This window comes from uncultured Sneathiella sp. (assembly GCF_963976355.1).
Lineage (GTDB): Bacteria > Pseudomonadota > Alphaproteobacteria > Sneathiellales > Sneathiellaceae > Sneathiella.
In genome coordinates, this window is the sequence record NZ_CAXBKA010000003.1 from 248,046 (window position 1) to 268,163 (window position 20,118).

18 protein-coding genes are annotated in these 20,118 nt (G+C 58.2%); 7 read left to right on the forward strand and 11 right to left on the reverse strand.

Annotated features, from left to right (window positions below; translation table 11 throughout):
• Window positions 1–65 precede the first annotated feature (65 nt).
• Both AAC599_RS08210 and AAC599_RS08215 read right to left on the reverse strand, forming a co-directional pair.
• Window positions 66–1,151 carry an ABC transporter ATP-binding protein gene (locus AAC599_RS08210; protein ID WP_340149919.1) on the reverse strand — a complete coding sequence of 362 codons (1,086 nt, stop codon included), beginning with the start codon at window positions 1,149–1,151 and terminating at the stop codon, window positions 66–68.
• Window positions 1,148–2,869, reverse strand: a complete 1,722-nt coding sequence (locus AAC599_RS08215; protein ID WP_340149920.1) for an iron ABC transporter permease — start codon at window positions 2,867–2,869, stop codon at window positions 1,148–1,150. The genes AAC599_RS08210 and AAC599_RS08215 overlap by 4 nt, the downstream gene beginning before the upstream one ends.
• A gap of 102 nt (window positions 2,870–2,971) precedes the next feature.
• On the opposite strand from AAC599_RS08215, the gene AAC599_RS08220 reads away from it, so the two are divergent.
• Window positions 2,972–3,226, forward strand: a complete 255-nt coding sequence (locus tag AAC599_RS08220; RefSeq protein WP_340149921.1) for a hypothetical protein — start codon at window positions 2,972–2,974, stop codon at window positions 3,224–3,226.
• Between the two features lie 37 nt (window positions 3,227–3,263).
• Entirely contained in the window at window positions 3,264–5,975 is a 2,712-nt protein-coding gene (locus AAC599_RS08225) for an ATP-binding protein (protein ID WP_340149922.1), read from the forward strand.
• Window positions 5,976–5,987: 12 nt separating this feature from the next.
• Here AAC599_RS08225 and AAC599_RS08230 read toward each other — a convergent pair whose 3' ends face one another.
• The 7 genes from AAC599_RS08230 to AAC599_RS08260 form a co-directional block, all read right to left on the reverse strand.
• A complete protein-coding gene (locus tag AAC599_RS08230) occupies window positions 5,988–6,836 on the reverse strand; it encodes an alpha/beta fold hydrolase (protein ID WP_340149923.1) in 849 nt (282 codons plus the stop codon).
• A gap of 74 nt (window positions 6,837–6,910) precedes the next feature.
• Window positions 6,911–7,513, reverse strand: a complete 603-nt coding sequence (gene scpB, locus AAC599_RS08235) for an SMC-Scp complex subunit ScpB (protein WP_340149924.1) — start codon at window positions 7,511–7,513, stop codon at window positions 6,911–6,913.
• Window positions 7,510–8,304, reverse strand: a complete 795-nt coding sequence (locus AAC599_RS08240) for a ScpA family protein (protein ID WP_340149925.1) — start codon at window positions 8,302–8,304, stop codon at window positions 7,510–7,512. The genes scpB and AAC599_RS08240 overlap by 4 nt, the downstream gene beginning before the upstream one ends.
• A 49-nt stretch (window positions 8,305–8,353) precedes the next feature.
• The gene (locus AAC599_RS08245) at window positions 8,354–9,040 is read right to left on the reverse strand and encodes a site-2 protease family protein (RefSeq protein WP_340149926.1); all 687 of its coding nucleotides are present in this window, start codon (window positions 9,038–9,040) and stop codon (window positions 8,354–8,356) included.
• A gap of 10 nt (window positions 9,041–9,050) precedes the next feature.
• Window positions 9,051–10,085 carry a beta-N-acetylhexosaminidase gene (nagZ, locus tag AAC599_RS08250; protein ID WP_340149927.1) on the reverse strand — a complete coding sequence of 345 codons (1,035 nt, stop codon included), beginning with the start codon at window positions 10,083–10,085 and terminating at the stop codon, window positions 9,051–9,053.
• Entirely contained in the window at window positions 10,072–10,929 is an 858-nt protein-coding gene (locus AAC599_RS08255; protein WP_340149928.1) for an SPOR domain-containing protein, read from the reverse strand. Before AAC599_RS08255 ends, nagZ begins: the two co-directional genes overlap by 14 nt.
• Complete coding sequence (locus tag AAC599_RS08260) at window positions 10,929–11,942, reverse strand: DALR anticodon-binding domain-containing protein (RefSeq protein ID WP_340149929.1); 1,014 nt, start codon at window positions 11,940–11,942, stop codon at window positions 10,929–10,931. The genes AAC599_RS08255 and AAC599_RS08260 overlap by 1 nt, the downstream gene beginning before the upstream one ends.
• Before the next feature lie 119 nt (window positions 11,943–12,061).
• Between AAC599_RS08260 and erpA the strand changes: the two genes are divergently transcribed.
• From erpA to AAC599_RS08275, 3 genes are all read left to right on the forward strand, one after another.
• On the forward strand, window positions 12,062–12,412 hold the full coding sequence (gene erpA, locus AAC599_RS08265) for an iron-sulfur cluster insertion protein ErpA (RefSeq protein ID WP_340149930.1): 351 nt from the start codon (window positions 12,062–12,064) through the stop codon (window positions 12,410–12,412).
• Between the two features lie 69 nt (window positions 12,413–12,481).
• Window positions 12,482–13,249 carry an exodeoxyribonuclease III gene (gene xth / locus AAC599_RS08270; protein WP_340149931.1) on the forward strand — a complete coding sequence of 256 codons (768 nt, stop codon included), beginning with the start codon at window positions 12,482–12,484 and terminating at the stop codon, window positions 13,247–13,249.
• An 80-nt stretch (window positions 13,250–13,329) separates the two neighbouring features.
• Window positions 13,330–14,235, forward strand: a complete 906-nt coding sequence (locus AAC599_RS08275; RefSeq protein ID WP_340149932.1) for a hypothetical protein — start codon at window positions 13,330–13,332, stop codon at window positions 14,233–14,235.
• Here AAC599_RS08275 and ilvD read toward each other — a convergent pair.
• A complete protein-coding gene (ilvD, locus tag AAC599_RS08280; RefSeq protein WP_340149933.1) occupies window positions 14,232–16,085 on the reverse strand; it encodes a dihydroxy-acid dehydratase in 1,854 nt (617 codons plus the stop codon). The two genes, AAC599_RS08275 and ilvD, sit on opposite strands and share 4 nt — an antisense overlap.
• A 199-nt stretch (window positions 16,086–16,284) precedes the next feature.
• Between ilvD and AAC599_RS08285 the strand changes: the two genes are divergently transcribed.
• Window positions 16,285–17,982 carry an OmpA family protein gene (locus tag AAC599_RS08285; protein ID WP_340149934.1) on the forward strand — a complete coding sequence of 566 codons (1,698 nt, stop codon included), beginning with the start codon at window positions 16,285–16,287 and terminating at the stop codon, window positions 17,980–17,982.
• Window positions 17,983–17,996: 14 nt separating this feature from the next.
• Here the strand turns inward: AAC599_RS08285 and AAC599_RS08290 are convergent, their stop codons facing one another.
• Window positions 17,997–19,556: a long-chain-fatty-acid--CoA ligase gene (locus AAC599_RS08290; protein ID WP_340149935.1), complete on the reverse strand. Its 1,560-nt coding sequence runs from the start codon at window positions 19,554–19,556 to the stop codon at window positions 17,997–17,999.
• Window positions 19,557–19,704: 148 nt separating this feature from the next.
• On the opposite strand from AAC599_RS08290, the gene AAC599_RS08295 reads away from it, so the two are divergent.
• On the forward strand, window positions 19,705–20,118 hold the full coding sequence (locus AAC599_RS08295; protein ID WP_340149936.1) for a PaaI family thioesterase: 414 nt from the start codon (window positions 19,705–19,707) through the stop codon (window positions 20,116–20,118).

Below are 20,118 nucleotides of genomic sequence, written 5' to 3' on the forward strand. Positions count from 1 at the left end.
TCCGAAAGAGCATTGGGGAAACGTCCTTTGCTTTATATAAAGGTCTATAAGGGTTTATACGACAATTAATTGACGTTTGATACGGGTTTATCAAGGATTTTGGCATTTCCATCGGGCGGAAAAACAAAAACACCGCTCAGATTGAGGACAATAGAGCAGTTTTCCCCGACGTTCGGCTGATAGGCGGAGGCCACCCGCGCCGTGACGCGGTTACCGCCTGCAAACTCGATGTCGACCAGGCTATAGGCCCCAAGATTGCGCGACAGCACGACCTTGCCCCCGGGTTTTGCGGAATCAACCTCCTGCAGAAAGCGTATTGCCTCGGGCCGGACAAGGATTTCACTCACCTTTTTGGCATTCACGCTGGACGGCACCGGGATTCGGCCAAGATCGGAGATAAGTTCGCCTCCCTCTTCCTGCACCGGCAGGCGGTTCACATCGCCGAGAAAGGACGCGACGAATTCATTTACCGGATGGTTGTAGAGATCGGCGGCACTTCCCTTCTGGACGATCCGGCCCTGCTGCATCAGCACGATTTCGTCCGCCATCCGCATGGCCTCCTCCGGATCATGGGTCACCATCAGCACCGTCGTCCCCATTTCCTTGAGCAGCGCCAGCGTCTCGTCCCGCACCCGGTTGCGCAGCACCACATCCAGCCCGGAGAAAGGCTCATCCATCAGCATGATCCGCGGATTGGGCGCCAGTGCCCGTGCCAGCGCCACCCGCTGCTGTTCCCCGCCAGAGAGCATATGGGGATATTTCCTTGCGGATTCGGCAAGCCCCACGGTTTCCAGCATATCGCGGGCACGCTTCCGCCTTGCGCCCTGCGACTGGTTCGTGAGGCCGAAGGCGACGTTATCCTCCACCGTCAGATGCGGAAACAGGGCATAATCCTGAAACATCAACCCGACACGACGATCTTCCGGCCCGACGAAAACCGCCTCATTCGCCATCACCTCACCCTGGATGCTGATTTCCCCGGAAAAAGGGACCTCAAGTCCGGCAGCGAGGCGCAAGGTCGTCGATTTCCCGCAGCCCGAGGGCCCGAGCAGGCAGACCACCTTCCCGGCCCCGACTTCCAGATGCTCGATATTGACGGAATTGACGCCGTCATAGCGATGCCGGACATTTTTGAAGACAAGATTACTCATGACATCCGGCGATCCGCTTGAAGTTTCTGGCCCGGCCGGGAGCGCGCAATCGCCCGGCTGAGGATGATAACCGGCAGAATGCCGACGATAACGATGGCGAGGGACGGCCCCGCCGCATCGATGAGCCGCTCGTCACTCGCCATTTCATAGGCCTGTATCGCTAATGTATTGAAGCCGAACGGCCGCAGCACCAGCGTTGCCGGCAGTTCCTTCATGACATCGACGAACACCAGCAGCAGCGCCGTCATCAGGCTGCCGGAGATGATGGGAATATGCACGCGGGTCAGCTTGCCAAGGCCGGTCACACCCAATGTTCGCGCCGCGCGGTCCATGTTTGGCGTGATGGTGTCCGCCCCCGCCTCCACCGTGTTCAGGGAGATGGCGAGAAAACGGACGATATAGGCAAACAACAGCGCCGTCATCGTTCCGCTCAGCAGCAGCCCCGTGGAAATGCCCACCGTCTCCCGCATCCAGTGATCGATCGTATTGTCGATAAAGCCGAAGGGCAGCAATATTCCGACGGCCAGCACCGGCCCCGGCACCGCATAGCCCATGGACGCGATTCGCAAGGCGCCCTGCTCCGTCCGCGAAGGCGCCCCCCGTTCCCGGCGCAGGCCATAGATCAAAACCAGCGCCAGCAGGAGCGACAGGATCGCCGCCAACAGGGCCACCCCGACGCTGTTCAGCACCAGCACGGGAAAACGCGCGTTGAAGATGATATCAAAATGCGCATAGCTGTCTTTCACCAGCCAGCCCGTCGGCAGCAGAAATCCGAAGAAAACCGGCAAGGCGCAGGCCAGTATCGCCAGCAGCTGGCGTCCCCGGCCGAGACGATAGCGGGTGATCTTCTGATAGCGGCCCGTCGCCTGATGGAACTTGCGCTTGCCGCGATTGAACCGTTCGATCAGGATCAGGGAAAAAACAAACAGCATCAGAACCGCCGCGAGCTGCGCTGCCGCCGCCGGCTCCCCAAGGCCGAACCATGTCCGGTAGATCCCGGTGGTGAAGGTATCGACGGCGAAAAACTGCACCGTGCCAAAGTCGCTCAGCGTTTCCATCATCGCCAGCGCGAGACCGGTGACAATTGCCGGGCGCGCGAGCGGCAGGGCGATCGAGAAGAAGCCGCGCCATGGCCCGCGCCCAAGGGTCCGTCCGACTTCCAGCGCACAGATCGACTGCTCCAGAAAGGCGGTGCGGCTGACCAGATAGACATAAGGGTAGAGCACAAGGCCGAGCATGGTAATGGCCCCGCCCAGCGTCCGGATCGCCGGGAACCAGTAATCGGCACGGCTCCAGCCGAAGGTCTCGCGCAGGACTGTCTGCACGGGCCCCGCGAAATCGAGCATGCCGGTATAGGTATAGGCAATGATATAGGCGGGCATGGCAAGCGGCAGAAACAATGCCCAGGAAAACAGCTGTCGCCCCGGAAACTCGCACATGGTGACGAGCCAGGCCGTCCCCACCCCGATCACCAGAACGACCGCCGCAACGCCAAGCCCCAGAAACAGCGTGTTGAAGAGATACACCGGCAGGACCGTGCTCGCCAGATGCGCCCAGACATCGCCCGCGGGCACGAAGACATAGCCGAAGACCACCAGCACCGGTATGGACAGCACCAGCGCCGTCAGCAATACAAGCACTGTCGCCGCCGACATGCCCGTGCGCCGCCGCCCCTGACGGATCAGGGGTTGCTGATTTTCAAATTCCAGTACGGCCAATGATTACCCTCTTTGCAGATTGCGGTGCGCGGCCTGCATACGCTGTCCGGCACTATTCGTAAATAATAATCAGTCGCAATGCGAATGGGAAGGTCGATTTAAGTGGCAATTCGCCGCGCCGGAGGAATGGCTGCCTCCCTCATGTCGATTACATTCAAGGCGGCTTCTCTTGTTGAATATAAGATATTGATTTCAATGTGTATTTATAAAAATAGCATCGTCAGAACCTCTCTGAAGAGTTCAAAAAAGCTGCTCATTCTGATTGGAAGCAGGAGAACCGGCTTTATTTGTCCGCCAGATGTTTTGTTAACTATTTTCCGATATTCATTAGGGAATGGTTTTTCATATCTGCAATAGGTCATTTCATAACCGATTTCGGGGAAACGGCTTTAATATGGCTGCACATATTTTCATGCACAGCTTCAGGTCGGTTTCAGCCCTGCTCACCGTTTATCTGTTACCGACAACTTCACTCTGGGCGGAAACATCCGGGATCGGGAACAGTCCGGCAAAAGGACAATCTCCAACAGATGGCTTGGCCTATTTGGAAATAGGTGCAGGTACTCTCCTGCTTGTCGTTGTGGGCCTGTTGGTCTGGATACGGAACCTGAAAAAAGAAGCTCGTGCGAAAACCCGAGAACTGGAACAGCAGCTGTCGATAAATCAGAAAACTAAAAAGGAATTGCGGCTTCAAAGCGGTTTAACACAAGAGGTCAGCACCCTCGCAGATGTCGGTGGCTGGCAATATGACACAACGACATCAAAACTCATTTGGAGCCCAATAGTTTACAAGATTTATGAAGTTGCGGACGACTTCATCCCAACCCCGAAGACAGCGACCAGCTTCTTCGCCCCGGAAGTCCAGGACCAAGTCCAGGAAGAATTTCGTAAGGGTGTTGCCGACGGCTCAGGCTGGGACATCGAACTTCCGATTGTCACCGCAAAAGGGAACCGTAAATGGGTCCGTTCCCGCGGTAAGTGCGAGATGAAAGACGGCGAGGTGGTAAAAATCTATGGTGCTGTCCAGGATATATCGCGCCGGAAAAAGAACGAACTGGAAGTAAAACGCCAGAAAGACCTGCTGGAACAGATTGGCGCCCTCGCAACCATCGGAGGCTGGGAAATAAATTTGCGCGCGAATGAGCACCGCTGGAGCAAAACCATATATAAAATCCATGAGGTCCCTGAAGATTTCAATCCAAATGTCGAGAAGGTAATCGAGCTTTACGCACCTGAGGCCCGGGACACCATTCGCTCAGCCTACAACCAGACCCTCATCGACGGCAACGGCTGGGATCTCGAAATCCCCCTTCTGACAGTCAAGGGAAATCGCAAATGGGTCCGATCGCGCGCTCAATGTGAAGTGATGGATGGCAAAGTCGTTCGTCTCTACGGGCTGACGCAGGATATTACCAATTACCATGAAGCCGAAACACAGCTCAAAAAAAGCCAGGAAGAACTTTCAAACCGGATCGTAGAAATGGAATTTTCCCGCCAGCAGATCGAAAAGCAGGCGGAGGAACTCGTCGCCCTCGCCGAAGAACAGAACAATCTCCGCGCCAAGGCGGAAATTGGTGAGAAGAGCAAGGCTGAATTCCTGGCTATAATGAGCCACGAGATCAGGACCCCCATGACCGGTGTCATCGGGATGACCGACCTGCTGCTTCTGGAATCCCTCACGGACGACCAGCGCCAGAAAGTGCAGACCATCAAGAATTCAAGCGAGCTGCTTCTGACAATCCTCAATGATATTCTTGATCAGTCAAAGCTCGATTCCGGCAAGTTCGAGCTCAGCAATATCGATATCCACCTGCCTGAGCTTATCCGGGAAACCACCGATCTGATGAAGGAGAAGGCGGAAAGCAAGGGCCTTACTCTTGATTACGTTCCAGCCGATGATCTGCCTGCCGGCATCAATATCGATTCCATCCGGCTGCAGCAGATCATGATCAACCTGATTTCGAACGCCATAAAATTTACCGATACCGGCGCCATCAAACTAACTGCGGCTCGCTCTGCATCGGTGGACGGTGAAGAAAGCCTGTGCTTCGAGGTGATTGATAAAGGGATCGGCATCTCCGACGATCTTCTCTCCCGCCTCTTCATGCGATTTGAACAGGCCGACGCCTCGACGGCCAGAAAATACGGCGGCTCCGGCCTCGGTCTGTCCATCTGCCGGCAGCTTGTCGAGTTGATGGGCGGGGAGATCGGTGTGGACAGCAAGCTCGGAGAGGGCAGCCGCTTCTGGTTTACCCTCCCCCTTCGTGAAGTAGAGATCGGACAGACTACCGATACCACGAGCGAGCTTTCCGCCAGTGAAAGCGGGCCGTTACATATCCTGCTCGCCGAAGACAACAAGGTGAACCAGACCCTCATTTCCACCATGCTGGAATATGCGGGACATACCGTCGAGGTGGTGGAGAACGGCCAAATGGCGGTTGACGCCGTTGCAGACGGCGCATTCGATCTCATCCTTATGGATGTTCGCATGCCGGTGATGGAAGGGCCGGAAGCCACGCGCCAAATTCGCGGCAGTGGCCATAAAAACGCCGACATCCCGATTGTCGCACTGACGGCCGATGCCGTAAAGGAAAACCTCCCGCGCTACTTCGACGCCGGAATGAATGCTGTGGAATCTAAACCGATCCAGCTGCCAAGACTTCTCCAGACAATCGACAACGTCATGGCGGAAAGCGGCACGAAGGTAACACTCGATGCGCCGGGCCTTCTGCCGGTCGTGCCCTCGCCCGAGGTGGAAATCGGCAACACCGCCAATATGGTTGAGCTCAATAATTTGCTGAATGACGACGCGATGACCGGCCTGATCACGGATGCCGCCCAGTCTGTTGCCAGCAATATTGCACTCATGAAATCCGCCATCACCACGAAAAGCGATGACGATGTTCAACGTCTCGCCCATACGATCAAGGGGATGAGTGCGTCGCTTGGGGCCATCCGCCTTGCCGAGGAAGCGTCCTTTATCCAGGAAAATATCGACGATCTTGACCAGATAGAGGCATTTCTGCCGAATTTCGAGGCAACGGCAGAACAGACGATCGCCTGGTGGCAGCAGTTTGCCCTGACCAAGCAACGGAAGCTTGCCTGATCTACCCCGCTATTACCCGATGCCGAGAAGAATCTCGCTGAGCTTGTCCGGGCTGGAGACGAAAGGGGAATGGCTGGTGTTCATTGAATGGACGATGGTTTTGGAGCCTAGCTCCGCATCCACCGTCGCGATCATATGACGCTGACCGTCGATGGGGATCGCCCGGTCATGGAGGCATTCAATAAAATGCCGCGGTACCGTGCCGAAATTCTCCCGTGTGATGGTGGAGGGTTCACTTGTCACCTGCGCCGGTTCATCGCAATGCAGGCTGGCGGTCACCTGGTCAAAGGTCTCAACGTCAACATCCCCGTAGAAGCATTCCTGCATGAGGGCGCGGTAATCCGCATCCTCGCTCCGGGTGTTGAGCCGCAACGCCCCCACCCTCTTCGGGCTCGCGCAGATAACGGACGGGATCATCTCCTCGGCCATGGAAACATGCTTGGACATGGCGTGGGCTGACATCCCGTTCACGAGCAGCATCGCTGTGAGGTAAACGGCCGCGGCGATCTCTTCCGGGATCTCCTCCGCCACCTGCGACACCGTCAAGCCGCCAAGGGAATGACCAACGAGGATGGCCTTGCCGCCGGTCTGGTTGTTCACGGCGCGAACGGCAGCGATGACCGCCTCGGTCCGCATGCGCTGTGTTATGTCCGCATTGGGAGAAGGCTCTGTCCGGAATGCCTCCGGATCGAAGGGGCGACGCATCAGGGATTTCGGCTCAGCCGCGTTCGGACCGGCCCCCGGAAGATCGACCGCGTGGAAGACGTGCCCTGCCGCCTCAAGGCGCGACTTCAGTTCGCGCCAGGTTTCGCTGTTGTGCCATGCCCCATGGATGAAGACATAGCCCTTGCGATGAGACATCTCGTTTCCTTTCGCTGCGCCCCGCGCCGGTTTCTTGTTGTTATTGGAATATCAGGACGTCTGGGCCCAAGGCCCTAGAATTCCTCTTCCTCCTCATCCTCCAGCTCGTCTTCCTCCGCCTTGGCGAGATCATTGAAAATGCCGCTGGGTTCGGTGCTGAGCAGGCCTGCGGCCTTCATTTCATCAAATCCGGGAAGGTCCTTGATATCGTCCAGTCCGAAATGGATCAGGAAATCCTCGGTCACGCCATAGGTGACGGGGCGGCCCGGCGTCCGACGCCGTCCGCGCGGCCGGATCCAGCCGGCCTCGAACAGGACATCCATGGTGCCACGGCTAAGACCAACGCCGCGAATTTCCTCAATCTCGGCGCGGGTCGCGGGCTGGTGATAGGCGATAATCGCCAGTGTTTCCAGCGCCGCCCGGCTCAACCGGCGGGTCGTCTCCCGTTCCTCCTCCAGCAGCCAGGAAAGATCGGGCGCCGTGAGAAAGGTCCATTTGCCCGCGAGCCGCGTCAGGTTTACCCCTTTATGGCGGTACTGTTCCTCAAGGGCTGCCAGAATGGCCGGAACCTCCGCCTCTTCGGGCAATCGCTGGGCCAGTGTTGCCTCATCCAGCGGCTCCTTCGCCGCAAACAGCAAGGCTTCGGCCATTCGCACATGTTCGGGATCGATACTCATTCCCCGCTTTTCCTCTTTTTCACCTGAATGGGACCGAAGGTTGATCCCTGCCGGAGTTCCAACTGCCCCTCCTTCACCATCTGCAAGCTCGCCAGCAGGGTCGACGCCTGGGCCGAGCGGCGGCGGAACGGATCGGTCAGGTTATCGGGCAGATAGGCCATCAGGTCCGTCCATTCGGGTAATGTGCCCAGCATTTTTTCCAGCCGCGCCAGCGCTGCCTCCACCGAGAAAACCGCATCGCGCATCAATCTCAGCGGATTGTCATTGCCCTTGCGCTCCTTCTGGGCGGCGTAGGCCTGCAGCAGATCGCGGAGCGAGCAGTCGAATTTCGAGTGGCGGATGATCCGCACCCCTTCCGAGCGCCCGCGCTGAAACCGGTCGCGCCCGACGATACTGCCGTTTGTCAGCTTCTCTGCCGCGGCGCGCATGGCTTCCAGCTTTCTCAGCATGAAGGCCAGCCGGTCCGCCAGTTCTTCCCCGCTCGGGCCGTCTTCCTCCTCCGTCGGGAGCAGAAGGCGTGATTTCAGATATGCCAGCCAGGCCGCCATCACCAGATAGTCCGCCGCGACTTCCAGGCGGAGCGCATGGGCCTGCTCGATGAATTTGAGATACTGCTCCGCCAGTTCGAGGATGGAGATTTTCAGAAGGTCGACCTTCTGGTCGCGGGCGAGCACCAGAAGCACATCCAGCGGCCCTTCATACCCATCCAGATCGACAAGCAGCGCATGGGTTGGCAGCGGGATGACGTCGGGGTTTTTCTGCCCCGCTTCCTCGAAGGAGCCCTTATCCACGGCGCACCGCCGCGCTTGAAAATCGTGACCCTGTTAACATGTCCAAAACTTAGACCAGACCGGCAATATTGGCAATCAGATTGACCACATATCCGATGGGCACCGTCAACAGCCAGCGGATCGGGTCGAGCTCCATGCCGAGGCCCCGGGTAATCATGGGCAGCAGGAAAATCGCACCGATCAGAATGAAGAAGCCATAGCGTTCCAGCCGGGCGAGCGGCAGCGCAAGGGAATCCGGCAGGAGGCCGACGGCAACGCGCCCGCCATCGAGCGGCGGCAGAGGAATGAGATTAAAAACTCCCAATATCACATTGAGAATAATACCATTTTTGAAATTATCCGCGAACCAGAGCGCCGTATCCTGCGGCAGCAGCGGCAGGAGATGAAAGCAGAGCGCGAACAGCAGCGCCAGCGCGAAGTTCATCCCCGGTCCCGCCAGCGCGACCCAGACCATATCCCGGCGCGGGTTGTTGAGACGGGCAAAATTCACCGGAACCGGCTTGGCATAACCGAACAGGAACGGCGCTTTGACCAGCAAGAGAAGACCCGGAATGATCACTGTGCCCAGAGGATCGATATGCTTGAACGGATTGGAGGTCACCCGCCCCTGCTGCTTGGCCGTATCATCGCCAAGCTTCCAGGCAACGAAGCCATGAGCGGCCTCATGCAGGGTGATCGCGGCCAGTGCCGGGACGATCCAGACGGAAATCTGGTAAAGAATACCGCTAATGTCCAAGAAATTGTTCCTACTCTGCGCCCAGAAGTTCTTCAAGCCGGGCCTTGTCGGCCTCGGTATCAATCGGCGGTGGTGTATGGTCGAACACCCGGTTGCCAAGATCAATCCGAGACAGCGCCTTGTCGCCGAGTTTCGGGCAGACCGCGGCGACCGCCTTCATTTCTTCCAGATTGCCGGAACAATGCAGGACGATATCCACCCCGGCGGCCAGCGCCGCCTTGGCCCGTTCGGCGAGATCGCCGTTCAGCGCCTCCATATTCAGATCGTCGGTCAGCAACAGGCCGTCAAAGCCGATAATCTTGCGAATAACGCCGTCGATCACAGCCTTTGACTGGGTCGCCGGTGCCTCCGCATCGATATCCTCGAACACGATATGGCTGGTCATCCCCCACGGCAGGAGGGAGAGCGCCTTGAACGGCGCAAAGTCAGCCTCCTGCAGCTCCGTCACCTTGGTCGCCACATGAGGCAGGTCATGATGGCTGTCGACGGTGGCGCGGCCATGGCCGGGCATATGTTTGACAACCGGAATGATCCCGGCGGTCAGCATCTCCTCCGCCACCACAGCGCCGAGACGGGCAACGACCTGCGGATCAGCGGCAAGCGCACGATCGCCGATGGCGTCCACCGTCTCCGGCAGGTGAAGGTCGAGGCAGGGCGTACAGTTCACCGTAATGCCCGCCGCCTGCAAATCCGCCGCGATCAACCGCGTCGTCAGCCGTAGCGCCTCGATCGCCCGGTCGGGATCGGCCTCGTAAAGTTCGCCGAAAAAGCCGAGCGGCTTCGCCTCGAACCAGTCCGGTTCGCGAAGCCGCTGCACCCTTCCGCCTTCCTGATCGATCAGCACCGGCGCATCGGGACGCCCGACCGCCGTTCGCAGGGATTTTACCAGCTTTTTCAGCTGCTTGGGGTTCTCCACATTACGGGCGAACAGAATGAAGCCGAGGGGCTGTTCCGCCTTGAAGAACTTCTTCTCGGCCGCGGTGAGTTTCGTGCCTTCACAGCCGAAGATGACGGCCCGGCAGTTTGAGAGATCAGCCGCTGACAACGAGACAATCCTGCTTCTGCGCCTTCAAGTCATTGCACAGCCGGTTCGCGCCATCGCGGCTGCTGAACGCGCCGAGCTGCAGGCGGAAATAGGTCCCCTTGTCCTCTACCTTCACATCCTGCACGCGGTGGCTGACATCGGACAGCATGGATTTGAACTTGCTATTCAGCATCGCCCACTGCTTTTCCGCTGCATCCTGAGAGCGGAAGGAGCCGACCTGGACCCGATACATCGGACCGCCGGTCTGGGGTTCCTCGACCTTCTTGGGCACAGGCGCCGCCGCAACCTCGACGGTCTTCTCCTCGACCTTCTGTTCGGTGGCGGGCTCTTCTGTTGTCGTCGCCGAAACGGTTTCCTCAACCTTCTCTGCAGTGCTTTCCACGACTTCCTGGGCCTTTTCCCCGGCCTCGGCCGCGTCCTTCGTCACCTTCTCGACCAGATTGTCGAGCTTGTTTTCATCCGCGGCTTTTTCCGCATCGGTCACGATCAGCTCGGCCTTTTCCTCCGGCGTGGCATCTTCCGGCGGCGGCATCAGCTTTTCAACCTTTTCCGGCGCGTCGCCCGATTGCAGAACGCTGAAGACCTGCTTGTCCTGGTTAGGAATATCCATGCCGCCCGGATCCTCTGGCTTTTCCTTGATCGGAGAGGTATCAGCGCTGATGATCGGCGGGGCCAGTTGTACGCCCTGTTTCACCCCCTGATCATAGGCATACCAAATGCCGATGCCGAAGCCGCCAACGATCACAACGGCAAGCGCGGCGCCGATCCATTTCTTCCGGTTTATGCCCGGTTCCTCGTCGCCATCATAGAAATCATCGTCAGGATAATCATCTTCGCCAACCACTACGCATACTCCTTTACCATGTCGACGCCGAGAACACGCACGCCGTCGTTTATTACCGCATCCAGGGCGCCCAGCAGTTGCCGCCGTGCAGGCCGCGTTTCTGGCGCCATCAGATATGCCGAAGACACAGGGTGTACAATGTCAAAAAGACGGAAGAAAAGCAAGGAAAGCTCCTGCAAATGCGCCGCCAGATGAAACCCGTCCGCCGTCTTCAATGCTTTTTCCGCAGCCAGCGGCCAGTTGCACAGTCCGTGCGCCAGCGCCACCTCTTCCGGTAGTTTGAAGACTGTCATGTCCACCCCGTTCTTCGCCTCTTCCCAAGTGGTGCCAAGTCGGGCCAGCATCATCCGCATATAGGGAATGGCGAAAACCGGGTTGTCATAGGCCTTGTCTATGGCCAAAATAGGGCTGAAGGCGTCGATAAAGCCCGCCGGATTGGCAATCAGGGCGAACCGCGTCTTTGCCTCCGTGCATTTGCCGATGGCCGCCGCGAGGGGGAACCCGGCCGCCACCCGCGGCGAGAGGAGTTCGTGCCGCATATCAATGCCGGCAAGCAACGACAACCTTTCAAGCGCCGCCGCGTTCACCTGCTGACGGCAGCTGAGCAGGTCATTCACCTCCGCCGGCACCGACACAGCGGCCGCCTTAACCCTCATACCGTCAAGCCCATAGGCCGCGCCCTCCTCAAGGATAAGGGGCAGCTGACCCAGCCAGAAATCCGGCCGGTATCTTATGTTGATATAGTCATTTCCCTCATGACGCACCTCGGCCACCCCTTCAAGCGCCTCGAACGCAGAAACAAGGGTATTCTGCGCCTTTTTGAAATTAATTTCTGTCTTTGATTTCAACAGGATGAGGATATTTGTTGATACATCACCCCAGCTCCGCTCCCGCGGCGGGCGCAGCACGGCTTCCGTCAGGATTTTCGCCCGCGCCGACTCCGGCAGGGCGTCGATGCCCGAAAGCGCTGTTTCCTGCGCCGCTCGGGCCGAATTAAGGTAGCTGATGGACATGGCGGGCGTTACATTTCCGGAGCGTCGATTGACAAACAAGCATAGGATTAATACATCATTTAATGTATAGTCTCTATAACGAAGGGCGCGTAACTTCGGATTTTAGGAACAAAGTGAACATGTCAGCCATGGATAATATAGAGCCGCCGGTCAAGCTTTCGGCCGAGGCCGCCGACCGGATCAACGCCATTGTCGAGGAAATGAACTCGGACAAGAAGATGCTGCGCGTTGCCGTCAACGGTGGCGGCTGCTCCGGTTTTCAGTACAGCTTTGATCTTGAGGATACGCAGAACCCGGATGACGTGGCCGTCACCAACAATGGCGCGACGCTGCTCGTCGATCAGCTGTCCCTGATGTATCTTGCCGGATCGGAAATTGATTTCGTCGAGGATATGATCGGTTCCTCTTTCCAGATCAAGAACCCGAACGCAACCGCCTCCTGTTCCTGCGGATCGTCATTTGCCATTTGATTGAGGCGGCAAAGATGCTAGAAAAAAGGCCCGGTTTTCGCCGGGCTTTTGTTTTCTGCGAGGGGTAAAATGAAGATAGCCAGCTGGAACATCAATTCGGTGAAAGCGCGCCTGCCGCGGCTCGTCGGTTACCTCAAGGACTACAAGCCGGATGTGCTCTGCCTGCAGGAACTGAAAGTCATTGACGACAATTTCCCGAGGGAAGAAGTCGAGGAACTCGGCTATAACGTCGAAACCCACGGCCAGAAAACCTACAACGGCGTGGCGATCCTCTCCAAATTTCCGATCGAGGATGTCAGGCGCGGCCTGCCCGGCGACGATGAGGATGAGCAGGCCCGCTATATCGAGGCGACGGTGAACAACGTCCGCATTGCCTCCATCTATCTGCCAAACGGCAACCCGACGGACTCGGAAAAATTTCCCTACAAGCTCGGCTGGATGGACCGGCTGATCAAGCATGCTGAGTATCTTCTCTCGCTCGAAGAGATCACCGTGCTTGCGGGGGATTACAACGTCATCCCGCAGGATGAGGATTGCTATGATCCGAAGGCCTGGGAAGGCGACGCCCTCACCCGCCCTGAGAGCCGCCACCGCTTCCGCCAGATCCTCAATCTCGGCTATACGGACGCCTACCGCGCCTTCACGACCGAGATCAACTATACCTATTGGGATTATCAGCGCGGCGCGTGGCAGAAAGACCATGGCATCCGCATCGACCATCTCCTTCTCTCGCCGAAGGCCGCCGACCGCATGGATCAGGTCGGCATCGACAAGGGCCCGCGCGGACAGGAAAAGCCCTCCGACCATACCCCGATCTGGGTCGAGCTTGCGGAGTAGGGTCAGGACCCTAGATCAGAAAAATATTAAGGATTTCCGGTTATCTTTAGTGCCTCCCGTGACCAAGGAGGTGCGAGACTATGGGCCGGTATGGAAAAATCGAGCTGATCACCGAGACGGAAGCGCTGCAGAATCCGGCGCTTCTGACTGCGAAGATGTCCTGGATCGGGCATTTGATCGTCGGGCTCTTCTTTCTGGGATGGAGCGTCGGCTTTCCGCTCTTTCTCTCGAGCAATGGCGTGTTCAGCGCGGGCGATACCTTTTTCAGCCTGATGTTTGCGGGATTCATCTGGATTTTCTGCAGCGTGATTGTACTGACCTGCGTACTCGCCGGTCTCGTCTTTCTTTTTTCTGCGCTCGCGGCCATGAAAAAAAGCAACTGGACCCTTCGCGCGGCGCCCGAGGGGATCTATCTCAAGCTCCGAAACTATAGTGATCACCGCTTGAATGCCGCAGATCCCATCGTCGCCTTTATCCCGAAGCGGGAAATCCGCCGCCTCAAATTTGTCGGGCAGAAGACCCGCATGGTCGCCGATGCGGACGTGCCGGAGGATAATCAGACCTATAAAGAAGAAAGCCTCGAGATTGCGCTCTATGGAGAGGACCTCTCGCTCATCAAGACCGCGCTTGAGGAAGAGCGTACCCGCAAGGGGCCGACCCGGATCAAGGGGGTGACGGCACGGGCAAAAGGCGCAGCGCTCCGGCTGTTCCCCGAAAGCGGCGTGATCCGCGTTGACTGGAAAACCCGCAAGACCCGCCTCACCCCGTCGGTGAAGACGGCCATGGCTGTTCTGGATGGTCTCTATCAGACAGAGACGGAAGAAATGCCAGAGGAAGCCCCGCTTCTCACCCTCTCAAAAGACGAACAGGAAGACCGCCTCCGCGAGATGGTCCGCCGCGGCGACGCCATCGGCGCCACAGCGTTGGTGCGCGAGACCCACGGCCTCACACTCACCCAGGCGCATCAGTATCTGAAAAGCCTTTAGCGCTTCAACTGACTTACGTCGCGGACGGCGCCGCGGGCGGCGCTGGTGGTCAGTGCGGCGTACGCACGCAGCGCCTGCGAGACTTTGCGGGCGCGTGGTTTCGTCGGTGCCCAGGCAGCATCGCCCTTCGCATCCATCTTAATCCGACGGTCGGCCATTTCTTCATCTGAGACGCGCAAGTTGATGGTCCGGTTCGGGATGTCGATATCGATGATATCCCCCTCCTCGACCAGGCCGATCGCTCCGCCTTCCGCCGCTTCCGGGGAGGCATGGCCGATGGAGAGGCCCGAGGTACCGCCGGAGAAGCGCCCGTCCGTCAGCAGCGCGCATTGCTTGCCGAGGCCCTTCGATTTGAGATAGGACGTCGGGTACAGCATCTCCTGCATGCCCGGGCCACCCTTCGGTCCTTCGTAAACGATCACGACCACGTCCCCGGCGACAACCTTGTCCCCAAGAATAGCGTCGACTGCCGCATCCTGACTCTCGAACAGGCGCACCGGACCGGAGAATTTGAGAATGCTCTCATCCACGCCCGCCGTCTTGACGATACAACCTTCAAGCGCAATGTTGCCATAGAGCACGGCAAGGCCGCCATCCTGGCTGTAGGCATGCTCCTTGGAGCGGATGCAGCCGTTTTCGCGGTCGGAATCAAGATCGGGGTAGCGTTTTGACTGGCTGAACGCCTCGGTCGTACGCACACCGCCCGGACCCGCGCGGTAAAATTCCTGCACGGTGTTGCTGCGGGACCTGACGATATCCCAGAGCTCGATCGCCTCCGCCATGGACGGCGAATGCACCGTCGGCACATCATCATGCAAAAGATCGCCGCGGGACAGCTCGCCGAGCAAACCCATAATACCGCCCGCGCGATGCACATCCTCCATATGATACTGCTGAGTTGACGGCGCAACCTTGCAGAGGTTCGGCACCCGGCGGCTCAGTCGATCGATATCCTTCATGGTGAAGTCAACTTCCCCTTCCTGCGCGGCGGCAAGCAGATGCAGCACCGTATTCGTCGAGCCACCCATGGCGATATCGAGCGACATGGCATTCTCAAAAGCGTCGAAAGAGGCAATTTCGCGCGGCAGCAGGCCCGGCTCGTCCATCTCGTAATGACGGCGGGTGATGTCGACAATGGTCCGCGCCGCATCGAGGAAGAGCTGCTTGCGGTCCGCATGAGTGGCGAGCATGCTGCCGTTTCCGGGCAGCGCCAGCCCCAGCGCCTCGGTCAGGCAGTTCATGGAGTTGGCGGTGAACATGCCCGAGCAGGAGCCACAGGTCGGGCAGGCGGAACGTTCGACTTCCGCGACCTGCTCATCAGAGACATTCGGGTCGCCCGCCTGGATCATCGCATCGATCAGGTCGAGGCCGATTTCCTTGCCGTCGGCCATGCCTTTCCCGGCCTCCATCGGGCCGCCGGAGACAAACACCGTCGGAATATTGAGCCGCATTGCCGCCATCAGCATGCCGGGCGTGATCTTGTCGCAGTTGGAGATGCAGACCAGAGCGTCGGCGCAATGGCCATTGACCATATATTCCACCGCATCGGCGATCACCTCGCGCGAGGGCAGGCTGTAGAGCATGCCGTCATGGCCCATGGCGATCCCGTCATCGACGGCGATGGTATTGAATTCCTTCGCCACACCGCCGCATTTTTCGATCTCCCGCGCGACCATCTGGCCAAGGTCTTTCAGATGCACATGGCCGGGCACGAACTGCGTAAAACTGTTGGAAATAGCGATGATCGGCTTTTCAAAATCTCCATCTTTCATGCCGGTGGCGCGCCAGAGCGCCCGGGCGCCCGCCATGTTGCGTCCCTGTGTCGTGGTTCTTGATCTGTATTGGGGCATGTCGCTCTCTTCTTTGAAGTTTATGCGTCAAGGGTCTGTTTCCTACCTAATACGATCCGCAGCCAAGAACAAGCACAAGCCCTGATATCTATCGTCCTATATGAATTTTATCGCATTTTTTCTACTTATACTTGTTTATAAATATTTATTTACTATTTTTAGGATTATTTAAAACGATAGAACAAGAGGCATCCAACCCATGCAATGCGAAGGAATAACACGCGCCGGCTATCGCTGCCGCAACAGGGCGCTTGATGACGAGATATTCTGCGAAGTCCATATGCGGGTGAACCGGACCTATAACCTGGCCCTGCTCGTCCCGTTCCTGACGACCCTGCTGCTCTGTTATTTCTTTGTCTTTGGGCTCTTTTTTGAGACCCTTCATTACGGGGTGTTCGATCTGAACTACCTGAAATACGCCGGACTCACCGATCTGCTCATCAGCATGTTCCGCACCGGCGGCATGCTGACCGTCGTTGTGCTAAAGCTATGGGTGATCTACGCGGTCATTGTCGGGATAATCTTCGGCATCTGGCTGATTGTGAGCGTTACCCGAAAAACCTCGCACAAACATCTAAAGCCGGTACGACGCCTCAAGATCATCGGCCTCAGCCTTGGCATTTTTTTCCTCAATATCCTGCACCGCTTTGTCGTTCTGGTGCCAAAACGAAACCGACGGCATCCGTCACAGATTCTTGTCGGGCGGGAACATCTGGCCCTCTCGCTGCAACGCCATAAAAAAGCGCTGGCGCCGGTGGACGGGCCCGATCCGTTCCAGGCAGCCACGGACATTTACCGGCGCTTTCTGGCGGTCAGCACCTTCAACAACCACCGGTTTTTCGTCACCATTCTGATGCTGGCGCTGGCGTCCAGCGGCTCCATCATCTATGCGGGCCATGAGGCCCAGAAAATGCGCAAATGTATTATTCAGGTCGCGGACAAGAAGATCGTTCCCGCCGAGGAGGTTCCTGCGTCTTCTCTCTATCCGGGACTGAATATGTCCCCGCTCTGCCAAAACTCCCTGTCGGACCTGCCCGAAGAAGTGGATGTCTCGGATAAATTCAGGCGGAGCCTTACGAGCTTCTTCACCTTCCCGGTTGTGCTTCTCGCCCGCACGGATGAGACAGATCCGCTCCTTTATCTCGGCGCGACGGACCGTTTCGAGCTCTTCTTCAATGGCAAGACCCGCCTGCCCTTCTCCGTTCCCAATGAAAATCTGGAGGCGCTGTATGGCAATGGCGACGCCGCAAGTTCGGGCCGCCTCAAAGAACTGGAAACGCGGCTGGATGACGGCATCAAGAAGATGGAAACGCGCCTGAGCGGCCTGGAAGAGATGGCGCAGCGCAACGGCAAGGCCATCGGCATGCTAGAAAAATCCACTGAGAAGCAACGAGCCGCGAATACGGCAAATCTCGAGCGCAAGCTGCTTGAACTGGAGCAGAGCGCGGAGGAGTCCGGTTTCATCCTTGCCGGTCTGCAACAGGGTCTGGACCGCATCGGCGATGTGCTGAACACGGTGGAAATGGATCACACGAAACGCATCGTCGGCACCATTCCCGATTCCTGCTGGCAGACCTCACCGCATATGGTGGTCACCTTCAAGGTCGGCTCAACCCAGGTGACCGGTGCGGAGACGAAAGAGCTGATCCGGCGTCTTGCGACCGATTACACCGTCAAGGAAAGCCGCTTCATCGTCATTTCCGGTCATTCGGACCCGAGCGGCTCGACCTTCGATAACTACCGCCTGTCGCGCGCCCGGGCGGAAGAGGTTCATGCCCTGATGCGGGATGCCGGAATAGACAGCAGCGCGCTCTATATGATCGGTCGAGGCGAGGATCACAGCAACAGCCTGCCCCGCCGGCGGGTCGAGATCAGGGATTGCACCCCTGCAGGCTAGAGGATTGGCAGGCCCTAGCTGACCTGCTTCTCCTGATCCGCCCAGTAGGGCTTGCGCAGTTCCGTCTTCAGGATCTTCCCCGCCCCGGAAAGCGGCAGCGGATCACTCACGAAGGCAACGCTGCGCGGGCATTTGAACCCGGCGATCAGGGTATGGCTGAACTCGATAATGGCCTCCTCCGTCGCGTCCTGCCCCTCATGCAGGCGGACAACCGCATGGACCTGCTCGCCCCAGGTTTCATGCGGGATGCCGATCACGGCGCATTCGGCGACCGCCGGATGCTGATAGACCGCATTCTCGACCTCGGCGGAGTACACATTCTCGCCGCCGGAGATGATCATGTCCTTCACCCGGTCGACGATATAGACGAAACCCTGCTCGTCCATATAACCACCGTCACCGGAATGCATCCAGCCGCCGCGCAGCGCCTCTGCCGTCTGCTCGGGCTTGTTCCAGTAGCCAAGCATGACATTGGCGCCGCGCACGCAAACCTCGCCGACGGTACCGCGAGGTACTTCCTCGTCATTCTCGTCAAAAATCCTTACCTCGCAGGCATAGGCCGCCCGGCCCGCCGACTTGAACCGTCCGGCATTCGGGCCTTCCAGCACATGGAATTCCGGCCCCGTAAAGGTCGAGAGCGGCGCGCATTCGGTCTGACCGTAGGCATGGGTGAAACCGGTATTGGGCAGCACCTCCAGCGCCTTGCGGATAACCGCTTCCGGCATCGGCGAGGCGCCATAGATGATGTCTTTCAGGCTGGACATATCGTATTTGGCGATATCGGGATCATTGACCACCATATTGACCATGGTCGGCACCAGCAGGGTATTGGTGATCCTGTATTCCTGCACGGCCTCCATGGTGCCCTTCGGCGTGAAGCCCGGAATGAACACATGCACGCCGAGGCCCATGGTCGCGCCGAAGACCGCCGCCCCGTCCGCAATATGGAACATCGGCGCCACATGCAGCCAGCGGGCGTCTTCTTCAAAGCTGAAACAGGGCATGGCGTTCAGCGTATTGGTGAGAAAGTTCGTATGGCTGAGCATCACACCCTTCGACACGCCGGTCGTCCCGCCGGTATAGAACAGCCCGGCGAGATCATCAAACCCGCGGCCCGCATCCGGGACCGGATCATTTTTTGCCACCAGTTCCTCATAGTTGAGCATATCCGCCGGGGTCTCCCCATCCCCGATATAGATCACCTCCCGCAGCTCCGGGACGAGCTTGCGAAGCTCCGGCACGACGCCCGCGAAGTTATCATCGACCAGCAGGATTTCCGAGCCTGAGTCATTCAGCCAATAGGCGAACTCCGGCACCGCGAGGCGTGTATTGACCGGCACGAACACGCCGCCCGCCCAGGGCGTCGCATAATAGAACTCCAGATAACGGTCCGAGTTATGGGCGAGGATAGCAACCCGCTCCCCTTCCGTAATACCATGCGCCCGGAGCGCCCCGGCAAATCTCTGCACCCGCTCGGCGAATTCGGCGTAAGTATGCTCCCGCCCTGCGCAGATGGTAGCGACGCTGCCGCCTTTCGTCTGGACGGCCCGCGTCAATAGTTGTGAAATATACATTCCCTGCTCCCTGTTTGTTTTCTGGAAGTATCAGAGAAATCGCGCCGAAGGTAAAGAGGGCGCGTTCCGGCGGACAGATTGGATATTGCCTGCCGGGGGAACATGGGCCATCCTGTTCCCTCCCTTTTGTCAGCAAAACAGGCCCGCAATGACAGCCATCTCAATCAAGGAAGCGGAAGACTTCTATGACAACAGCTTTGCTCCCTGGATCAAGGCACTGGACATCAGCTTTACCGATATCGGCCCGGACAGGGCGACGCTTCGCATCCCGGCCTCACCCAACATAAACCGTTTGGGCGGCATGATGTGCGGACAGGCGATCATGGCGCTCGCCGACACTGCCATGGTGTTTGCCGTCGCCGCCAGCGCGGGGTCCTTCGTCAACATGACATCGGTAAACATGCAGACAACCTTTCTCCGCCCGATGGAGGGCGACGAGCTGTTCGCTGAGGCGCGGGTCATCAAATCCGGACGCCGCCTCGTCTATGGAGAGGTGAACATGCATGCGGGCGATCCCGAAAAACCGGTTACCCATGTCACAACCAGTGTCATGCTGCTTTAG